General features: G+C 47.9%; 15 protein-coding genes. 6 read left to right on the forward strand and 9 right to left on the reverse strand.

Annotation, left to right across the window (positions count from 1 at the left end; all coding sequences use genetic code 11):
- Positions 1 to 86: 86 nt before the first annotated feature.
- Positions 87 to 1,334: an MFS transporter gene (locus tag C7R92_RS15935; protein ID WP_106834928.1), complete on the forward strand. Its 1,248-nt coding sequence runs from the start codon at positions 87 to 89 to the stop codon at positions 1,332 to 1,334.
- A gap of 162 nt (positions 1,335 to 1,496) precedes the next feature.
- On the forward strand, positions 1,497 to 1,634 hold the full coding sequence (locus tag C7R92_RS32350; RefSeq protein ID WP_017250431.1) for a hypothetical protein: 138 nt from the start codon (positions 1,497 to 1,499) through the stop codon (positions 1,632 to 1,634).
- A gap of 75 nt (positions 1,635 to 1,709) precedes the next feature.
- On the opposite strand, the gene C7R92_RS15940 is transcribed toward C7R92_RS32350, so the two are convergent.
- Positions 1,710 to 2,225, reverse strand: coding sequence for a hypothetical protein (locus C7R92_RS15940; RefSeq protein ID WP_106834929.1), 516 nt, complete (start codon positions 2,223 to 2,225; stop codon positions 1,710 to 1,712).
- 41 nt (positions 2,226 to 2,266) lie between these two features.
- Positions 2,267 to 3,346, reverse strand: coding sequence for a M42 family metallopeptidase (locus C7R92_RS15945; protein ID WP_106834930.1), 1,080 nt, complete (start codon positions 3,344 to 3,346; stop codon positions 2,267 to 2,269).
- 153 nt (positions 3,347 to 3,499) lie between these two features.
- Here C7R92_RS15945 and C7R92_RS15950 point away from each other — a divergent pair, with 153 nt between their 5' ends.
- Together C7R92_RS15950 and C7R92_RS15955 are read left to right on the forward strand one after the other, a co-directional pair.
- Positions 3,500 to 4,339 (forward strand): GNAT family N-acetyltransferase, encoded by an 840-nt coding sequence (locus C7R92_RS15950; RefSeq protein ID WP_017250434.1) that lies wholly within the window; start codon positions 3,500 to 3,502, stop codon positions 4,337 to 4,339.
- A 78-nt stretch (positions 4,340 to 4,417) separates the two neighbouring features.
- Positions 4,418 to 5,719 (forward strand): BaiN/RdsA family NAD(P)/FAD-dependent oxidoreductase, encoded by a 1,302-nt coding sequence (locus C7R92_RS15955; RefSeq protein ID WP_167403215.1) that lies wholly within the window; start codon positions 4,418 to 4,420, stop codon positions 5,717 to 5,719.
- A gap of 237 nt (positions 5,720 to 5,956) precedes the next feature.
- Here the strand turns inward: C7R92_RS15955 and C7R92_RS15960 are convergent, their stop codons facing one another.
- From C7R92_RS15960 to C7R92_RS15990, 7 genes are all read right to left on the reverse strand, one after another.
- Positions 5,957 to 6,166, reverse strand: a complete 210-nt coding sequence (locus C7R92_RS15960; protein ID WP_017250436.1) for a hypothetical protein — start codon at positions 6,164 to 6,166, stop codon at positions 5,957 to 5,959.
- Positions 6,163 to 8,610 (reverse strand): septation ring formation regulator EzrA, encoded by a 2,448-nt coding sequence (locus C7R92_RS15965; protein ID WP_069847574.1) that lies wholly within the window; start codon positions 8,608 to 8,610, stop codon positions 6,163 to 6,165. The genes C7R92_RS15960 and C7R92_RS15965 overlap by 4 nt, the downstream gene beginning before the upstream one ends.
- Before the next feature lie 47 nt (positions 8,611 to 8,657).
- A complete protein-coding gene (gene refZ, locus C7R92_RS15970; protein WP_106834932.1) occupies positions 8,658 to 9,260 on the reverse strand; it encodes a forespore capture DNA-binding protein RefZ in 603 nt (200 codons plus the stop codon).
- 270 nt (positions 9,261 to 9,530) lie between these two features.
- Positions 9,531 to 10,424: a hypothetical protein gene (locus C7R92_RS15975; RefSeq protein WP_106834933.1), complete on the reverse strand. Its 894-nt coding sequence runs from the start codon at positions 10,422 to 10,424 to the stop codon at positions 9,531 to 9,533.
- 127 nt (positions 10,425 to 10,551) lie between these two features.
- Positions 10,552 to 11,550, reverse strand: a complete 999-nt coding sequence (locus C7R92_RS15980; protein WP_017250439.1) for an MBL fold metallo-hydrolase — start codon at positions 11,548 to 11,550, stop codon at positions 10,552 to 10,554.
- A gap of 67 nt (positions 11,551 to 11,617) precedes the next feature.
- A complete protein-coding gene (locus C7R92_RS15985; protein ID WP_106834934.1) occupies positions 11,618 to 13,858 on the reverse strand; it encodes a sensor domain-containing diguanylate cyclase in 2,241 nt (746 codons plus the stop codon).
- Between the two features lie 38 nt (positions 13,859 to 13,896).
- Positions 13,897 to 14,478: a histidine phosphatase family protein gene (locus C7R92_RS15990; protein WP_069847583.1), complete on the reverse strand. Its 582-nt coding sequence runs from the start codon at positions 14,476 to 14,478 to the stop codon at positions 13,897 to 13,899.
- Between the two features lie 230 nt (positions 14,479 to 14,708).
- Here C7R92_RS15990 and C7R92_RS15995 point away from each other — a divergent pair, with 230 nt between their 5' ends.
- Positions 14,709 to 16,997 (forward strand): YcdB/YcdC domain-containing protein, encoded by a 2,289-nt coding sequence (locus C7R92_RS15995; RefSeq protein ID WP_106834935.1) that lies wholly within the window; start codon positions 14,709 to 14,711, stop codon positions 16,995 to 16,997.
- 290 nt (positions 16,998 to 17,287) lie between these two features.
- Entirely contained in the window at positions 17,288 to 17,887 is a 600-nt protein-coding gene (gene rpsD, locus C7R92_RS16000) for a 30S ribosomal protein S4 (protein WP_016742106.1), read from the forward strand.
- Positions 17,888 to 17,890: the final 3 nt, after the last annotated feature.

Below are 17,890 nucleotides of genomic sequence, written 5' to 3' on the forward strand. Positions count from 1 at the left end.
TATATTTTGATTGTGAAAACGGCTAGACGTTTTTCATACAACAGGATGAGCATACTAGAGAGGAATGAATCAAAGAGGAGACGAACATGACAGCCTCTACTGGATCACTGTTACGCAACAAGCCTTACTTGCTGTTACTGATAGTCGTCTTTTTCATGCACATGGCCTCTTATCTGGTCATTCCCGTCTTCCCAGTCTTTTTGCAAAAGGTACGGGTTCTTTCTCTCTCCCAAGTCGGCATCATTTTGGCAGCGGGAAGCATCACATACCAAATCGGAAGCTTGGCAGGCGGCTTGCTGTCAGATCGCTGGGGCAAACGCTCCATCCTAGCCTTTGGGGCATTCCTTCAAGGATGTGCCATGGCAGGCTATCACTTCAGCCATTCTTATGGTTTCTTCTTGTTATTCTCCGCTGTCAACGGCTTAGGTCTTGGCCTGCTCGCTCCTACCATTAAAGCCATGATCGCGGATGAAGTGGATGAGAGCCAAAGAACCGCTGCCTTCTCGTGGAGAGGGATACTCGCTCATAGCGGGATCATTGTCGCTGGCTTGGTCATTACGTGGATGACTGCGGGTGGGAAACAACCGTTTCTCGTAGCTGCCTTTGTGTATGGAGCACTTGCTGTCTTTTCTCGCTTCATCCTCCCCGATGATCGGTGTGTGGGAACAGATTGCAAGCAAACGCCGATCAAGGAGTATCGTCACATCTTGATCCATCGCAGCTTTCTGCTTTTTTCCGGGATCTCGCTCTTAATCTGGGCGCTTTACGCTCAATTCGCCATGATCCTGCCGCTGCGGGGAGAGCATGTCCTGCATTCCGCTACGATGATTGGCCTCATTTGGACGATCAACTCGCTCAGTGTCGTCGTCTTGCAAGGGTTTATCTCACGTTTTGTTCTACAGCGCATCAATCCGTACTTGTCTGTAACGATGGGAACGATCTTGTTGGGTGCAGGGCTTACGCTCATGGGATGGGCGAACCACTTTCTCACACTGTGCGGGGCAGCTATTCTTTTCATTTTGGGTGAGATGCTGTTTATGCCGATGCTGGACAGTCTCGTCACTCATTTCGCAAAGGAAGAATGGCTGGGAGCGTACTTTGGCTTTTCCAATTTCGTATCTGGTCTTGGAACGGCTCTTGGGACGGGATTGGGTGGAGCGATGGTTGAAAAGCTAGGAGGAGTCGGCAGCAATTATCCGTGGATTGGCTATGGAGTGCTTACGCTGTTTTTGGCGGCCATTCTTGGTCTGTTTGCCGTATATGCAATTCCTCGCCACAAAAACAATGTGCTTGACTCACCCTCAAAAAATCGTAGAAGGGAAGGCGCCACATGAACGCAGAGGAACACACAGCATCGACCCGAAAAGCAAATGGAAGTGCTTAGGCGAGTGCCGCTCACCTCCCTATTCATCCAACTGGAGGACCATGTATCCTCCCGCATTCGCCAAAAAACAAATTCGCCTTGGCAGCCATGGCTCTAGGAAAGGAGTAGTTACATGACCAAGCAAAGCAAGGATTCCTCTGTACAGCAAAATCGACCAGATGAGCGCAATCGCCAGCCCAAAACTGTTCAAAACGATGCACCGGGCTATGGAGACAAAAAACTGGAGGGGCCAAATCGTCCGTCCACCTAACCCTCAGGCAGGCAATCAATAAAAAAAGTCATTTTGCGCCTTCATGCAAGGGCAAAATGACTTTTTTCGTTTCATTTACGCAATCGGCACGAGCATGTACGGCAAAGAAAATCCTTCCAATCTCTCCAAAAATGCTTGGCGAGACTTTTCATCAGGCGCAATCAGTTGCAGATAGCGCGTGAAATAAAACACGATGCGATCTTCTTTGCCCTCTTTTAAGCGATAGTGGGACAGCTGCGCGATGTCCGTCAAGTTGTAGAAGTATTCATAGTGCTCCTGTGTAAAAGGCACTTGAAAGATCCGGCTGACGACTACACCATTGCTCAGATTTTCCCGCATGTTCTCTTTTGTTGCCCCGAGAAAACGAAGCAGTTCACCAGCACGCTTCGCCCCGACCTTTTCCACCAGTATGCTATCGTTGTACTCCACTTCCAGATCGGTCAAGTTGTTAGAAACGGCTGCAAGCATTGCCATCAACACCTTGCGCACTGCCAGATTCTCCGTAGCGAATTGATTGTCAAATACATTAAATTCAAAGGACGTAGCTTCGCCCTGACGCCGTGTATACAATTTGATCGCGTTCAAAAGCACTCCTCCGCTTTCTCTTTCCTCGACGATATTCTCCAGACCATTTATCTAGGCAAAATGGATTCCCACGTGGCACGGTCCAGCTTGCGAATGACACTGAACAAGAGACGCTTGGCTGCCTCGTAATCCTCGCGATCAATGATCGAAGCATGGCTGTGAATGTAACGGGAAGGAATGCCAATAACGGCAGACGGTACTCCCTTGCCATGGTACTGTACGACCCCTGCATCTGTCCCGCCTTTTGCCACATAAATCTGGTACGGAATGTTCTTTTCTTCGCACGTGGAGATAAGAAGCTCACGCAATCCTACCGGCATGACGTACATCGGATCGTAGATGCGCATCAAAAGTCCACCGCCGAGCTTGCCGCCATCGTCTTTTACACCTGGTATGTCTGTAGCTGGACTCGCATCCACAGCCAAGAACAAATCCGGATCGATGGACGCAGCCGCAGTTTTCGCGCCGCGCTGCCCGGACAATTCTTCCTGTACAGTAGCCCCGACGTAGACGACATTCGGATGATCTGGTTTTTCGTGCAGCTCTTTTGCGAGCTCCACTGCCAAACTGCAACCATAGCGATTATCCCATGCTTTAGCCATTATGCGGCGCGGATTGGCCATGACCTGCAACGGGCAAACCGGAACGATTTGCTGGCCAGCCCGTATTCCTACCTGTTCTGCTTCCTCACGTGAATCTACGCCGATATCAATGTACATGTTGCGTACGTCCATCGGGCGATTGCGCTGATCGTCGCTCAAGACATGCGGCGGGATCGAGCTGATTACGCCTTCGACTGGTCCATTGTCCGTAATAATTTGTACACGTTGCGCGAGCAGGACCTGCCCCCACCAGCCTCCCAACGTCTGAAAAGAAATAAATCCCTTATCAGAAATTCGGGTGACCATGAAGCCCACTTCGTCCATGTGACCCGCTACCATAATTTTGGGACCGTTCTCGTCACCACGCATAACGCCAAAAATACTGCCCAAATTGTCGTACATGAGTTCACTCGTATAGCTGCTTATGTATTCCCGCATAATCTCGCGTACCGGACCTTCGAAGCCAGGCGCTCCTGGTGCCTGCGTCAAACGGTTCCACAGTTCCATTTGAAATTTATTTTCCATCGCCAAAAATCCTCCTCGACCCTAGTTTCATGCCTATTATCCTTCTCTATTATCCGCGAGAGAGAATTCAGACGCAACTATTCCCAAGCAGGAATGCAAGCGCTTGTCCCGAATGAAGAAAAAAACACGAATCGTTTGAGGAGGAAAAAGTAGATGACAATCACGTTGCGAAAGTTGGCCGAATTCAGTGAGATTGAGCAATTAGAAGCAATGGAGGGGAAAATATGGGACCCTTCTACTGCTATTCCCCACCATATGACACTTACCATGCAAAAGTTTGGCGGTCTGTTTTTAGGGGCATTCGATGACGAGGAAATGATTGGCTTCTTGTACAGCTTCCCGGGCTTCACCAACGGAGAATCCCATCTTTGCTCGCACATGCTCGGCTTTTTGCCAGAGTATCGCAAGCAGGGGCTAGGTGTACAAATGAAATGGCTGCAAAAAGAAGAAGCAGCAGCAGCAGGCTATTCCAAAATCACATGGACGTACGATCCGCTTGAGACTGTAAACGGTGTTCTGAACATCGCTAAGCTGGGAGGTATCGTTCGAACTTATTTGCCAAACTGCTACGGCCAGCTCGATGACGACTTCAATCGTGGACTGCCGACAGACCGTTTCCTCGTGGAATGGTTTATCGGAAGCAATCGTGTGGAATCGCGTCAGTCTGGAAAGAGCTCTGCTCCCTCTTTTCAACAGGCGCCAGACCTATTGCGCTTTGAAATCAAGGATGGTATTCCACATCCTATCGAAATCGATTTGTCACGCGATGAGCCTGCGGTACTGCTCCCTGTCCCTGCCTTCTTCCAAGATGTAAAACGAGCGGATATAAGCGTCGCTTCCTTGTGGAGAGAAATGACGCGCGAATTGTTCACGTCGTATTTTGCCAAAGGATATGTTGTCACGAATATCCTCCGTGGTCCATCCACCGTTCGTTACGTCTTAGAAAAGCAGCCATTTCCTGATATTTTAGGTGCCTCGTCCTCTCTATCTTAGCTAGAATTGCGCGTCGGGTGATCAGGTTGTGGTAAAATGGTGGTTGCCCAACCCTATACAACAAAGGACGAGAATGAAATGAATCGATCGCAATACAATTATGACGTTATCATCATAGGCGGCGGCCCCTCTGGGCTGATGTCTGCAATTGCTGCTTCTGGCCAAGGAGCAAGAGTTTGTCTCGTGGAAAAAGGCTCGAAGCTCGGACGCAAGCTCATCATATCGGGTGGCGGACGCTGTAACGTAACCAATGCCAAGGAACAAGATGAATTAATCAAACAAATGCCAGGAAATGGACGCTTCATGTACAGTGCTCTCACCCAATTCGGCAACCGAGAGATTATCCAGTTTTTTGAGGAGATGGGTGTCGCGTTAAAAGAAGAGGATCGGGGCCGTATGTTTCCTGTCACAGATAAAGCAGTGACAGTCGCTCAAGCATTGATTGATTTATTGAAGCGCCAAGGTGCCACCATTCATTTAAATGCCGCTGTAAAAGAAGTTCTCTATTCGGAAGGGAGAGTCGGTGGCATCATGCTCCAGTCCGGTGAGAAAATCACCGCGCCTTGTGTGATTATTGCTGTCGGAGGCTGTTCTGTACCACAGACAGGGTCTACAGGCGATGGCTATACATGGGCGAAAGCAGCCGGGCACACAATCACAGAGCTGTATCCTACTGAAGTACCGCTTATAGCCAATGACTCTTTTATTCGCGACAAATCAATTCAGGGTCTATCGCTGCGTGACATCACGATGACCTTGTATGCGCCCAATGGGAAAAAGATCAACACCCAAGAAGGCGATATGATCTTCACTCATTTCGGAATATCAGGCCCCGCCTCCCTGCGCATGGGACACTATGTCTCTGTGTCGCAACGAAAATACAGTGCGGTTCCTCTATCTCTGACAATCGATCTCATACCTGACAGAACAGCCGAGGAAATCATGGCGGAAAGTTGGCAGTTGATTGAGGAGCAGCCAAAAAAGGCAATAAAAAATGCAATCAAAGGCTTCCTCCCCGAACGGATTATCCCACTCTTGCTTGCGATGGCAGGAATTTCGGAAGAAACGACTTACAGCCATATGAAAAAACAAGAGTGGAGCAAGTTCACGAGCTTGATCAAAGCTTTTCCACTCACCATTACGGGGACGCTCTCTCTTGAGGAAGCGTTCATTACAGGTGGTGGTGTAAGCGTAAAAGAGATCGATCCACGCTCAATGAGGTCCAAGCTCATGGATGGGTTGTATTTTGCTGGCGAGGTTATGGACGTCCACGCCCATACCGGTGGTTACAACATCACCATCGCCTTTTCGTCCGGCCATTCTGCGGGTACGCATAGTGCGCAGGAAGCATTTGAATTTTTTTACGAGAATGACGTTTAGATGAAGTGGGATTGGGGAAACTATGAATCAGGTTCTCTTTTCATGAAAAGAGAAATCAGCACATTACTCCCCCCTAGTTGTAATGTGCTGGTTTAACAGACCTTACTCCCTTTATCTTCCTAGATGGGCATCGCCTGCGTGAGCGATGCTTCTTTTTTTTGCCCAACAAAAAGCACCTGCTACAAAAGAAGGCTAGGCCATCTTTTCATAGCAGGTGCTTTATTCGTCATTATTGGTTTATCCGACAAGGCGAAACAAATACGCAAACCCAGCGAAAAAAAAGGCTAGGCCCAACAGAAAAAACGTGTTGGCACGCTGCTTAATGCGCCTTTCGTCTCCTTGAAAATGAGCGTTCATCCGCGATTGCCAGCGTTTTGTCCTCGGCTGTACCATGACGAGAATGCCAGCTGCCAGTAAGAAGAGAGGAAAGATCATCATCGGACTCATCCCTTTTTCTTACGACGTAGAAGCCAACGGTTGTCCTCTTCGGCTGGTGCGCCTTCGATTACCAGACGGGCCTCCTCGGCAAGCTGATAGGCTTCTGCAAAAGCTAGTTGTCGAAATGATATCTCTGCCTTCGTCAACAATTCATTGACCTGACGATTTTGGCGGCGATAACGGTTCGTATACTGAATAGCACCCTCTGCCATCTGACAAGTTGTAATAATGCGTTCTGCCATCCGCTCTGTTTCGCCGACCAAATCACTTGCGTCCTGAACCAGCATAGCCACCTCTTCCAGATCATAGCGGTATTGCTCCATGATCGTTTGCACGCGGCCCAACGTCTGCACGACTTCTTCAAACATGTATTTCAATTGATCCGGAATCCCCGGCAAGTAGCTGCGCTTGATTTGCTGACGGACGCGGACTAATGTGTTAGAAATTCGCTCCAGTTCATCCAGCGCATCGTCTTCCGTTTCGATGACCAAATACGTTTGCTCTTCTTCTTCCGGAATCAGCTCTTCCTGTTCAGGCTGACTCTTTGGCATGACCAGTTCATACTCTTCTTCTTCGTACGTAGGCTCCTCTGCTTTAACTGCTGGCACAGGCTTTTGTGCTTTTTTATTGAAAAGCTGAGGAATTGCTTGCAACAAAACGGAACGTTCAGCTTCACTCAGCTCTGAGGATTTTCCTCGCACTGGTCGCTCTTCTTCCACTTTCGACTGCTGGAGATGAGTCGGCTTTTCAGGATCTGTTTCGCTGGTAGAATGCTCGATCTTGCTAGCTGGAGTCGGCTCAGGTATACGAATCTCCGGCTCCACAGGCGCGGATGTCGCAGCTACTTGCTGTAGCGAATCATCCTGTTCCACCTCTTCTACTTCTGCTCTCTTTTCTACCTGCACAAATTCTGTTTCATCATTGCCTTGATTCACTTCTGCTTGCGGTTCCGCTTCTGTATATACCGTCGCTGCTGCTTCATCACGAGCAAGAACGCCATCTTCTATCGCTTGATACGTTGCATCAATGAGTACTTCGAACGCTTTGACATGGGTCAACACCATTTCCAGGCTGCCCTCTTCCAAAGAGCTTTTCGCGGACATGACCAATTGCTTCGCCTGCAAAAGGGCATTGTCCAAGGAATCCTGTTTTAAATCAAAGCCGTCACGAAAGGCCTGCTCAATTCCTTCTTCCAGATGCTTGAATTCTTCCGGCATTTCTTTTTTCACACGTTGCACAAGCTTTGGAATGAGCTCCATTGCTTGTCCTACCTGCTCCAGTACTTGCTGCGCTTTTTGTGTGGTTTCGTACGCAGCAATGTCGTCTCCTGCCGCACGCGCAGTTTTCACGAGTTTTCGCATTGTGTCTACTTCATCGAGTGATGCTTTCAGCTCATGGAAAGACAATCCGTATTCCAGACGCAAATCGGACAAGCGTCGTTCCATCTGCTCCACTTGCTTTCCGATCTCTGGAACAACAACCTTGTTTTCTTGCTTGGTAACGGCCACTTTGGAAGTGTCTGTTTTTAGCTCATTCAGCTCTTCTTCAATTTTTGAAATGGCCTCTCTCGCCTCATTCAGCATGCCAAGTGCCAACGTAAAACGGAAGCGATCACAAGCCTCTTCCGCATCGAGAATCATCATTTCCACATCAGGGATGCGAATGCGCAACAGATTTTCTTTTTTGTCAGCCAAGTGGTGGTAACGTACTTCTGTCATGCCGCTGGAACGGCGAAGCGGTTTTTCCACCTCGATGACATTGAGCTTCTCAACGAGCTCTTCCTTCCAATCCTCTACATCGTCTACTTGAGCAAAAATAGCACGGCGTCTGATCATCGCATAAATCAATCCGATCGATAGGCCAGCAAATACCGCCCCCACCAGATAGATCCACCATGGAATGCCTCCGAGAGCGCTACTGCTTTCACTCTCTCCCGCTTTACTTGCGTCGGTCTCACCCGGTTTTGCTGTTGCTTGCTTGCTTTCCATGCGGCTAAGCTCTTGGTTTACTTCCGCAATTAACGTCTGAATCCCGGTCAAATACTGCTTTTGTGTACGGAATGGTTCATAGAAAGACGCGATCTTGTCATGCAGCAATGCCATCGTGGCACCTTTTGCCTGTAAGCTAGGACCTGCATAAATCCCCAGCTGTTCGGTGTTTATGTCGAGTACGATCATGAGTGCATCGTCGGCTAAATTGTAATTGTCAAACAGCTTTTGCGCGTAGATATCCGGAGATTCGGCTTCTGGTGCAGTGCTTTCCACTACCACGACTTTGTAGCTGCCCGGTATGCCGTTCAATGAATTGGCAAAGGCGGTCCTGTCTTCTTTTTTCAAATAGTTGTCAGCGTCCTGAACAACTTCTTCTTTTTTATCTGGAAACGGCGTCGCATAAGCCGGATTCGTATATAACAACATGCCTGCCAAACAGAGCATGAATAGTTTTCGTTTCACTTGTCATACATCCCCTTACTAGAATCATTCATTGGGAGAGGCCACGCCTAAACGGGCAGCAAAAAACCTCGCAGATAACACATAATCGAGGTTTGCAGCCATTGGACGAACTCCTCGGAAGATGGTTCCAGATCATAGACCTGGCGAACCATTTGTGGTTGCAAAAAAGGATATATCATCTGGCTCGTCATAGCCAGCACTGTACAATCAATAGAGACGGGCAAAAACTCACCCGAGACGACACCGCACTCGATCACACGAGAAAGACCGTGCTTCCAGCGGCTCATATATAGCGTCATCACTTCACGTGCAAGCATGGATTCTACGCTCAGCTCACGATGAATCAAACGCGTGATAGGCGCATGCTCACATTGAAACTGCAAATACAGCTGCACAACTTGTTCCAATCGTTGATAGGCAGGGATGTTTTCCTGCTCGTTTTCCAGTTCTTCCAAAAGGCGAAACAACGTCTCAAAGTAAGAAGCAATCAACGTCTCCAGGACTCCTTGCTTCCCTTCAAAGTGATAGGAAATCAGCGCGGAATTTACTTGAGCAACAGAGGCAATTTGTCTTACGGAGGTCCCTTTGTAGCCATGAACATCAAAAAGTTTCGCTGCTGCGGATAAAATACGCATTTTCGTCTGATCCATCAGGCATCTTTCCCATTGTACAGATTATTCGACGAAAAAAGATAGTCTTGTTGTATGTTCGACAATGTCTTCCAGAATTCCTTCTAGAAATGCTGATTCCATCGAAAAAAACCGCTATCGCATAGATTTTCTTCCACATAAGAAGTACGTAAAAAGCATCGAACACGTTACCTCCATTTTTAAATTTTCCCTGACAGAAAAAAGACGCTCCTGTCTGTTTTGCAAGAGGAACGTCTCACTTGATTACTCTTACTCCCTATTTGCTTTTTCCTATGGAGCTGTGATGGGGGCTACTGCTCCGTATTGCTGCAAATACGTTTCTACTTGCGTATGCTCTTTTACACGCTGATCGTTTAAATCGTACGCAGATCGAATGGACATCGTCATGTTCGTGGGGAGCATCGTTTTTTTGTTGTAGTGAATCGTATACTCTGCCTCCACTTCCATCTGGTTCACGAGCTCTTTTACGTCCACCTTTTTCTTGGACTGAATCGTGGGTCCAGAATGTTGTGCAGGCGTCCCTCTCCAATTGCCTTCCGAGAGTGACATCGCTATCTTTAGCTTCGGTATGTAGGGTTTCTCTCGCCCTGCTATCGATTGGACTTTTGCTCCCGACTTTGTTTGTTCTTGCATTTGGGAAACAAGCCAACTCTTTAGTTTGGCAGAATCCAATACAACTCCGAACGCCTCAAAATCGTCTTTTGGATTCTCATCAGGCAGCATTCGAACGTTTCTTTTCATGTTGTCGATTTGCTGAAAGGAAGCCATAGGGTTCCAGTTGTTCATTTCTTGATGCAGGGCCGGACTATCCCCTGCGACATGTTTCCAGCTTTCGTTTTGACCATGCTTGGTATACAGCTTGTTCCCATGACTAAGTAAGGATAAGTTGTCCACTCTGTTTTCTTCTGGGACAGAGAGCTTCACGTTCATGTAAACAGCCTCTCCGTCCTTTCTGCCCGAAAAGTTAACCATGTTCGCATTGGCACTATTCGCCGTCAACAGCTTGGTTTGCCCGTAGAACGCATACGATTTCTGCGCATCGAACTTGTCACGTACCTGCTCAAACGTTGTATTCGCATCCTGCTTCACACTCATTTGATTACAGCCACCTACAACAACTGTACACACAAGAGCCATCACGCAAATGGGCCAATACTTCTGCATAGATGCTACCCTCCCTCGGCTACCCTGGGTTAACCTCATGTGAGGTCCCAGGGTAATAGTCCCTTTTAGCGTTTCCGGGGAGGAATAGGCTTATTCTACTTGCAAGCCTCTCTTGTACGATCAGGTTTTACAGGTGGAAATACAAGATGCGATCCTGCTCTCTCACTTCAATCTGGTGGAGAATCATCAACAAATCTATGTGCCCTAATGTCTCGGATAGCGTCAATGGCAATTCTTTTTGGTACAAGCCTGGAAATAAGAGAGCATTCAGTTCAAAAGCTGTCTTTTCTCCATCTGCAAGAAGCCTGCGGAGCGTGTCTGTTCTCTCCCAGTTCTTTTGCAGTCGAGCGAGTATGAGCTCTCGATGGTTGTAAACCGGTTGACCGTGCCCACTGAGGACCTGTTTGATCTCCATGTCCGCACACATTTGCAACGCTGTGCGGTATTGAATCAAGGTCAGTGGTCTTGTACTCGAACGATTCCGGGGTGGTTCAATGAAGGCATTGGATGATATTCGCTTGATGATATGGTCTCCACCAATCATGACTTGATCCTTTGCCCGATACAACGACAGATGGCTTTGGCTGTGTCCTGGTGTATACAGTACCTGCCAGTCCTCCAAATACGGTACCTTTTGCTCATGCTTCAGATGAAAGTCAATCTGGCTTGGCGCAGAAAACGTCTTCATCAGCTTGTGAAATTTCGAGATAATGACCATCATTTTTTCTGGTACACCACTCTGGATATACAGCTCTTCGAAAAACTGATCATGAAAAGTCATAAACTGCTCATCCTGCTGTACATAAGGTGTTGCCTGCGGATGGGCAAACGTCTTCGCTCCCGATCGTTCCCGTACTTTTTCTAACTGCCCACAATGATCCACATGATGATGCGTCAGTATGACTTGCTCGATATCTTCCACGCTGACCCCAATCGATTCTAAGCCTTCTGTTAAGGCCGCCCACGCATCGTCGGTCAATGGACCCACATCAACCAAGGTCAAGCGCTCCCCTTTTAACAAGTAGACGTTTACTGCCCCCACATCAAAAGGCGTAGGTATTTCCAGACAAAAAATATCAGGTGCTACTAGGGTCGCGATCGTTTGCTTGCCATCGTTCGTTGTCATTTTTTATCTACCCCTCAAGTTTTTTGCCTTTTTTTCCGAAAATGAGAAAAGAGCCATTGTTTTGGCTCTAGGCGAGAACAACTTGATTTCTACCTGAATTTTTGGCTTCATACAAAGCAATATCTGCTTGATGGAACAGCGCTTCTACACTCAGGTTTACATCCATCTCCCTGCTCCATTTCGCTAGTCCACACGAGATCGTGACTTGTGGAGACGTCTCCTGCTCGACGCATTCCCGTATGCGCTCTGCCACGGAATGCGCGGTGTTTTTGTCCACACGCGGCAAATAAACAGCGAGTTCCTCTCCACCCCATCTTGCCGCGATATCACTGTCTCGGATGCTATGTCGAATCAGATTGGAGACTTGAATCAGTACTTCGTCCCCTACCTGATGGCCAAATGTATCATTCACGGTTTTAAAATAATCAATATCGATCAAGATCAACGAGCCATAGTTGTCTTTTTGTAATGACCCTCTTACTCGTTCATTCAAATGTCTTCTCGTGTACAGACCTGTCAAATTATCCGTAATGACCATTCGTTCCATTTCATTATGCAGGACGGCGTTGGTCATTGCCAAGCTCGCGTGTTGTCCAAATATTTCGAGGAGTTTGTAGTCGTCAAAACTAAAAAAATGATAACGGGAATCTGCGACTAAAAGGACTCCACTAATCTCACCCTCAACAACGAGCGGTACCCCCATGAAGGAACAGCACGAAAAGAGCGAAAAAGGAAGCGGTCCTGCCCCTGGTTGAGCCAGCAGCAATGCCTGCTTGTTTTGCAAGATTTGCTGAAATGGCTTTTCTGTAGAATCGATAGCCATGCCATTGAACGCTGGAATGGAGGAAGAGAGCACATCGAAGCAATCCTCTCCTGGCGTTTTTCGCAAAATAGCACAAAACTCTGCATCAAAGGTAGCCCGCATCATCGTCGTAACAAAATCGAGAATTTCCTTTAAATCAAGACTTCTGTTCAACTGGCGCGCCATCTCATTAATCAAACGCAATTCTCGAATCAAATTGCGCGATTGCTGATAGAGCTGTGCGTTTTCAAACGCAGTGCCAGCCGTATCCGCCAAGATTGAGATGTAGTCCTTTTCATGCTGATTCAAGGTGATTCGCTGATCGGACGTCACTTGCAATACTCCGTAGATTCCCTGCTTGCCTAAGAGTGGCGCTGCGATCACCGTCACCTGTTGCTCCCCTTCTCCCACTTCTTCGGCAATGAGACGTCCTTCCAAATAGGCCTTGGTACTGGTAGACGGCTCTACTTCTTGAAAAGAAAGCTGTTTGACCGGGGTGGTTGCATTGGGTTCAACCGTCAGGAACAGCTCTGCCGACAAGTACGGATAAAGGCTGGGAATGCTCGTCACGATTTCATGCAAAACATCATTCACATCAATCGATGCCTGAATCTTTGACATCAACTGATACAACAAATCTTTTTTGCTCGCTTCACGGCGTAGGTCGTCCGACATGATCGAACGCCAAAGCGCACAGCTTGCCTTCGCGCCTACTTCCTGCAAAAAAGCAACATCCCGTTCATCGTACACGCAATCTGACTCTTCGGGTGGCAGATGCAAAAACAGTGCGTAGAGCGGTGTTTGGTTCAAGGAGACAGGAACGACGACAAGCCTGTGGTCGTCTAAAATGGAAGGCATGATCTGCGTCGTACCGAATCTCGAAACCAGTTGGGCAATGTGGGTTTGTCCAACTTCGACCGCTTGCGTTGTTACGCTCTCCTGCGGAATCAATGTGGCATTGTCCGCGAGCTTCACGGCCGAACAATAGCCTTTTTGGATAATGTCACTGATCTGACCCGTCAAGCTTTGCAGCAGCTCTTTGGTCGTATCATGCAACGTCAAATCCATGACAATCTGGCTTGTGACGTGTTGAATATAAGCATCATATCCCATGCGAATCAACGGCTCTAGCCCGCGCATGTAGGATGACAAGTCGAAATGGATATGGTCTTCGGGCGCTATCATGCCAATGACAGCTCGAACCCTTCCATCTTTTTCACACAAAGGAAAGGCTCCACACACGTTGTTCGTTTCACTTCTCGTTTTGACTACGATCTCTTTGGAGGAAAGTGCCTCTAAAATAAAATCAAAGACTTTGCCAATCGATACATCGTGTTGCAGGGTAAGCCCTTGAGAATTCCGAGATGGGCCAACCTGCATTTCCATGAAGTTGATTACGCGGCCCCCGGAATCTGTCAAGAAAAGGATGCCTGGGCGCTTTTCCGGCCAAGATTGTAAGATAAAATGGGCCGTGTAGGAAAAGACCGTCTCTAACTTCCCCAACATTTTACTTGACACGAGAAACTCCCTCTCTCAGCATTTTCTCAAGCTTTCAAATGGTCTGTATCATTAACGGATAGAACTTCCCACCTACGATCTACATACCGAAATATCGTAATACTGGTATTATCGATACGTGTGATACCCGTTCCTTGTTCTCCTACCGTCACATAATGCAAGAAGCTATTAATGAGACCGCCGTGCGAGACAACGACAATCGCCTCACCTGGGTGGCTCCCTGCTATTTCTGTCATGGCAGCTACAGCTCGTCGCTGCATGTCTTCGAATGTCTCAATTCCACAGGAGGCTTCATCCTGATTCTCAAATCGCTCACGTATTTCTTCATAGGTGAGCCCCTCCCACTCCCCATAGCAGCGCTCCCGCAAGGTTGTCCGCGTAGAAACAGAGGATTGGAAGTTACCAGCAATCTTGGCAGCCGTATCGTGTGCCCGACTGAGATCACTCGAATAAAAAGCGTGAATCTTCTCGCCTTGGAACCTGTCTGCTACTCGCTCGGCCTGACGTACCCCGAGCTCGTTCAATGCGATGTCACTGTGGCCTTGTATACGACGAATCTGATTCCACTCCGTCTCTCCATGACGAATGAGATACATGATGGTTTCCAAAACGATTTATCTCCTTACCGTTCTGTATTCTATTCGATAGTATTTCTTATTATATAAGATGCATGTTCACAATTCTAGATTGATAAAAAAACATTTGGTACAAAATTCCTATATTTCATTCCTTTCTGCAAATACCGGACACTTTTTTTCATGAATTTGAACTGAAACGAACTTTTACTTCCTCTCGTCAGAGGTGATAAGAAGAATATGACATCGTTGGAGGGGTTCCTATGAAACCGTGGATCATTCGGTCTAGCTCATTTGTTCTATCTGTCAGTCTGTTACTGCCTGTGGCTCAAGCGCATGCACAATCACCTCATGTGAGTACCAATAAAATGGCGACTACTGTGGCACAAGCAGACTCTGTGGCACAAGCCAAAGCAAAGCTGTCCAAGGAAGCAGCCTTGGCTCTCGCTACAAAAATAGTGCCTACCGCCGGGATGACGGTGCAAAATGTGTCATTTCGTTCAGCGGATAGCTGGCGCCCATTTCCAGAATGGTCGTTTAGTTGGGTGAAGAAAGATCCAGAAAACGGCGAAGTCCGTCTATCCTATAGCGTCAGTATCCACGCCAATACAGGCGAACTGACTTCCTATTCGCGTCAAGAGCAGGAAGCATCTCAGCTTCCCTATGCAAAACGAATTTCCTATACAGAGGCGCAAGAGCAGGCGAAGCGCTTTTTCGAGAAAAATAATTCAGGAAAAGCAGCGGAAACAAGACTGTATACACGTGATATGCCAGAGCCAAAAACTCCGCTGAACTCGGAAGTCTACTATAATTTCCGCTTTGTTCGTGACGTGGACGGCATTCTCTTTCCTGACAACGGCGCAGATATCACGGTAGATGCTTCCGGCAAAGTGACCAACTATTCTCTGTCTTGGAACGACGTGACTTTCGAGAACACGGATACGAAAATCTCAGAAGAAGAAGCTGAGAAACTGTTTAAAGAACAAGCGAATCCAAAACCAGTTTACCTGCTGCCATGGGAGCGGATGGAAACTCAAAATAACAAGCCGTCTCTCGGGTATATGAATCCCTTCACATTCTACATTGATGCGGAGACTGGCAAAGCATTGACACAATCGTTGACCTCGTATCAACTAGCGAAAGATCCTGAGCCTGTAAGCAGCAAAGTCCTTCCTGCACGCCGCAGCGGACAACCGCTCTCCCAAGAGGAAGCTGTACAATGGGCATCGAAAACGTTGAATTTGTCCAACTACGAGCTTCGCTCTGCCAATTACAATGAAAGAGACTACCGTGGCAATCGTCCCATCTGGGATCTCGAATTTGGCGAAAAGGGCAATAGCGAAGACGGATTTGCGTATGTCTCCGTGGATGCTGTAACCGGGGACATCTACCGATTGAACAAGGACTTCCGTGGCCATAAAGAAAAAACAACCGCTTCTAAAAAACCAGACACGGAAAAATTCAAGGCAAAAGCGATGGAAACAATTCGTGATTTGGCGCCAACCATGGCCCACCAGCTTTACTGGACAGAGCCTATTGAAGAGGAAAATCAAAACCAACCTGTTGATTCCGAGCGGACGCAGATCCGATTTGAGCGTTTTATCAATGGAATAGCTGCAGCTAGCGGCTCTGCCCACTTCACGTTTGACATCGAAACAGGCGATCTGCTGAATTACAGTGCTGAATTGGGCAACGAAACATACCCGACACAAGTTCCCAAGCATCTGCCTGCTGCCGAAGCGAGTGAAAAGTGGTGGACTGAGACAAAAGCAGAGGCCGTTTACGCCCTCGTCCCCCTTACTCCTGAGGATGCCAAACGCGCAAAAGAGCAGCCTTCCTACACACCGAAGCGAACGGCCAAGATTGTCTATCGCGCAACAATGACGCCGTTTGAGCAGCCGTACTACCTTGACGCTGTAACAGGCGAGTGGAGTTCTACCTCTACTGGCAAAACGATTGCGCTGCATCGTCCGGCTCCTGCCGATTTAAAAGGTCATCCAGCAGAGAAGGAACTCTCGTTGATGTATGAATATGACGCACTATCGCTTGAAAACGGCAATATTATGCCGCAAAAACCGATCACACGTGGCGAAATGATTGAAATGCTCATGATCAGTCTCAACCAGGGCAGACACTATCCACAGTACTCTCTGGAACGCAAGGCCACCTATAGCGATGTAGCAAATGGTTCGCGCTACTTCTCAGCCGTAGAAGGTGCTGTTGATCGCGGACTTCTCGATAAAAATGCTTCCAAGCTGAATCCAAATGAGACGATTACACGTGAAGAGCTCGCGGATATGATTGTTCGTGCACTCGGTTACAAAAAACTGACGGACTTCCCTGGCATGTTCCAATCTGAGCTCTCAGACATTGCCAATTCGAAGTACCGCGGTTCGATCATCATCGCGACTACACTCGGTATCGTGCCGACTGACAAACAGAAGTTCCAGCCGCAAAGCCTCGTCCCTCGTGCCGATGCAGCCATTACCTTTACCCGTTTCCTTGAAAAACGGGATACTCCAGACGGTCCTGTTACTCTGTTGCGAAAATAAACCCAAAAAGCGCCATCCATCCCACTTCTTGCGGCGGATGGCGCGCTTCTTTTCCCTTGACTTTACTATATCGCGCCTAGTATTATTGAATGTATGTGTACAGGGTAGCATTGATTGTAGGTAAAAACGGAAGGATGTACCCTCTTAGTTCCCTCCCTTACAGACTGCGGCTGATCATCTGTGAGGAGCACGATGCGGAAACGCTACCGTCCGAAGTTCGTGTAGATAAAGTAGGAACTAACCTGCCGGAAGTAAACACCTGCGAATCCATATTAAAGGAGAATGAATACATGTCACGTTACACAGGACCTCGTCACAAACTTGCTCGTCGTCTGGGTATCTCCCTCGATGGTACAGGAAAAGACATCAAACGCAACTTCCCTCCAGGTCAACACGGTCACAACAACCGTCGTAAACTGAGCGAGTACGGAATCCAGTTGCAAGAAAAGCAAAAACTGCGCCACATGTTTGGCCTTAACGAAAAACAATTCCGCCGCACTTTCGACAATGCTAGCAAAATGGCTGGCGTAGTGGGCGAAAACTTCATGAAATTGCTGGAATCCCGTCTGGACAACCTGGTATACCGCATGGGCTTTGCTCCAACTCGCCCAGCTGCTCGTCAGTTGGTAAACCATGGTCACTTCCTGGTAAACGGCAAAAAAGTAAACATCCCATCCTACCGCGTACAACCGGGTGATGTAATCTCCATTCGTGAAAAGTCCCGTGGTCTGCAACTGATCAAGGACGCTCTGGAAAGCCGTACTTTCCTGCCGAACTACGTTACATTCAACGATGCTGCTGCTGAAGGTACCTTCACTCGTCTGCCAGACCGTGAAGAAATGCCAGCTGAAATCAACGAAGTTCTGATCGTTGAGTTCTACAGCCGTTAATCG

Source organism: Brevibacillus porteri (genome assembly GCF_003013475.1).
GTDB lineage: Bacteria > Bacillota > Bacilli > Brevibacillales > Brevibacillaceae > Brevibacillus > Brevibacillus porteri.

Bases quoted from the DNA above. Each gene is read 5' to 3' on its own strand.
- C7R92_RS15935 (WP_106834928.1), top strand. From the start codon at position 87: ATGACAGCCTCTACTGGATCACTGTTACGCAACAAGCCTTACTTGCTG.
- C7R92_RS32350 (WP_017250431.1), top strand. From the start codon at position 1,497: ATGACCAAGCAAAGCAAGGATTCCTCTGTACAGCAAAATCGACCAGAT.
- C7R92_RS15945 (WP_106834930.1), bottom strand. From the start codon at position 3,346: ATGGAAAATAAATTTCAAATGGAACTGTGGAACCGTTTGACGCAGGCA.
- C7R92_RS15950 (WP_017250434.1), top strand. From the start codon at position 3,500: ATGACAATCACGTTGCGAAAGTTGGCCGAATTCAGTGAGATTGAGCAA.
- C7R92_RS15955 (WP_167403215.1), top strand. From the start codon at position 4,418: ATGAATCGATCGCAATACAATTATGACGTTATCATCATAGGCGGCGGC.
- C7R92_RS15960 (WP_017250436.1), bottom strand. From the start codon at position 6,166: ATGAGTCCGATGATGATCTTTCCTCTCTTCTTACTGGCAGCTGGCATT.
- refZ (WP_106834932.1), bottom strand. From the start codon at position 9,260: ATGGATCAGACGAAAATGCGTATTTTATCCGCAGCAGCGAAACTTTTT.
- C7R92_RS15975 (WP_106834933.1), bottom strand. From the start codon at position 10,424: ATGCAGAAGTATTGGCCCATTTGCGTGATGGCTCTTGTGTGTACAGTT.
- C7R92_RS15980 (WP_017250439.1), bottom strand. From the start codon at position 11,550: ATGACAACGAACGATGGCAAGCAAACGATCGCGACCCTAGTAGCACCT.
- C7R92_RS15985 (WP_106834934.1), bottom strand. From the start codon at position 13,858: ATGTTGGGGAAGTTAGAGACGGTCTTTTCCTACACGGCCCATTTTATC.
- C7R92_RS15995 (WP_106834935.1), top strand. From the start codon at position 14,709: ATGAAACCGTGGATCATTCGGTCTAGCTCATTTGTTCTATCTGTCAGT.
- rpsD (WP_016742106.1), top strand. From the start codon at position 17,288: ATGTCACGTTACACAGGACCTCGTCACAAACTTGCTCGTCGTCTGGGT.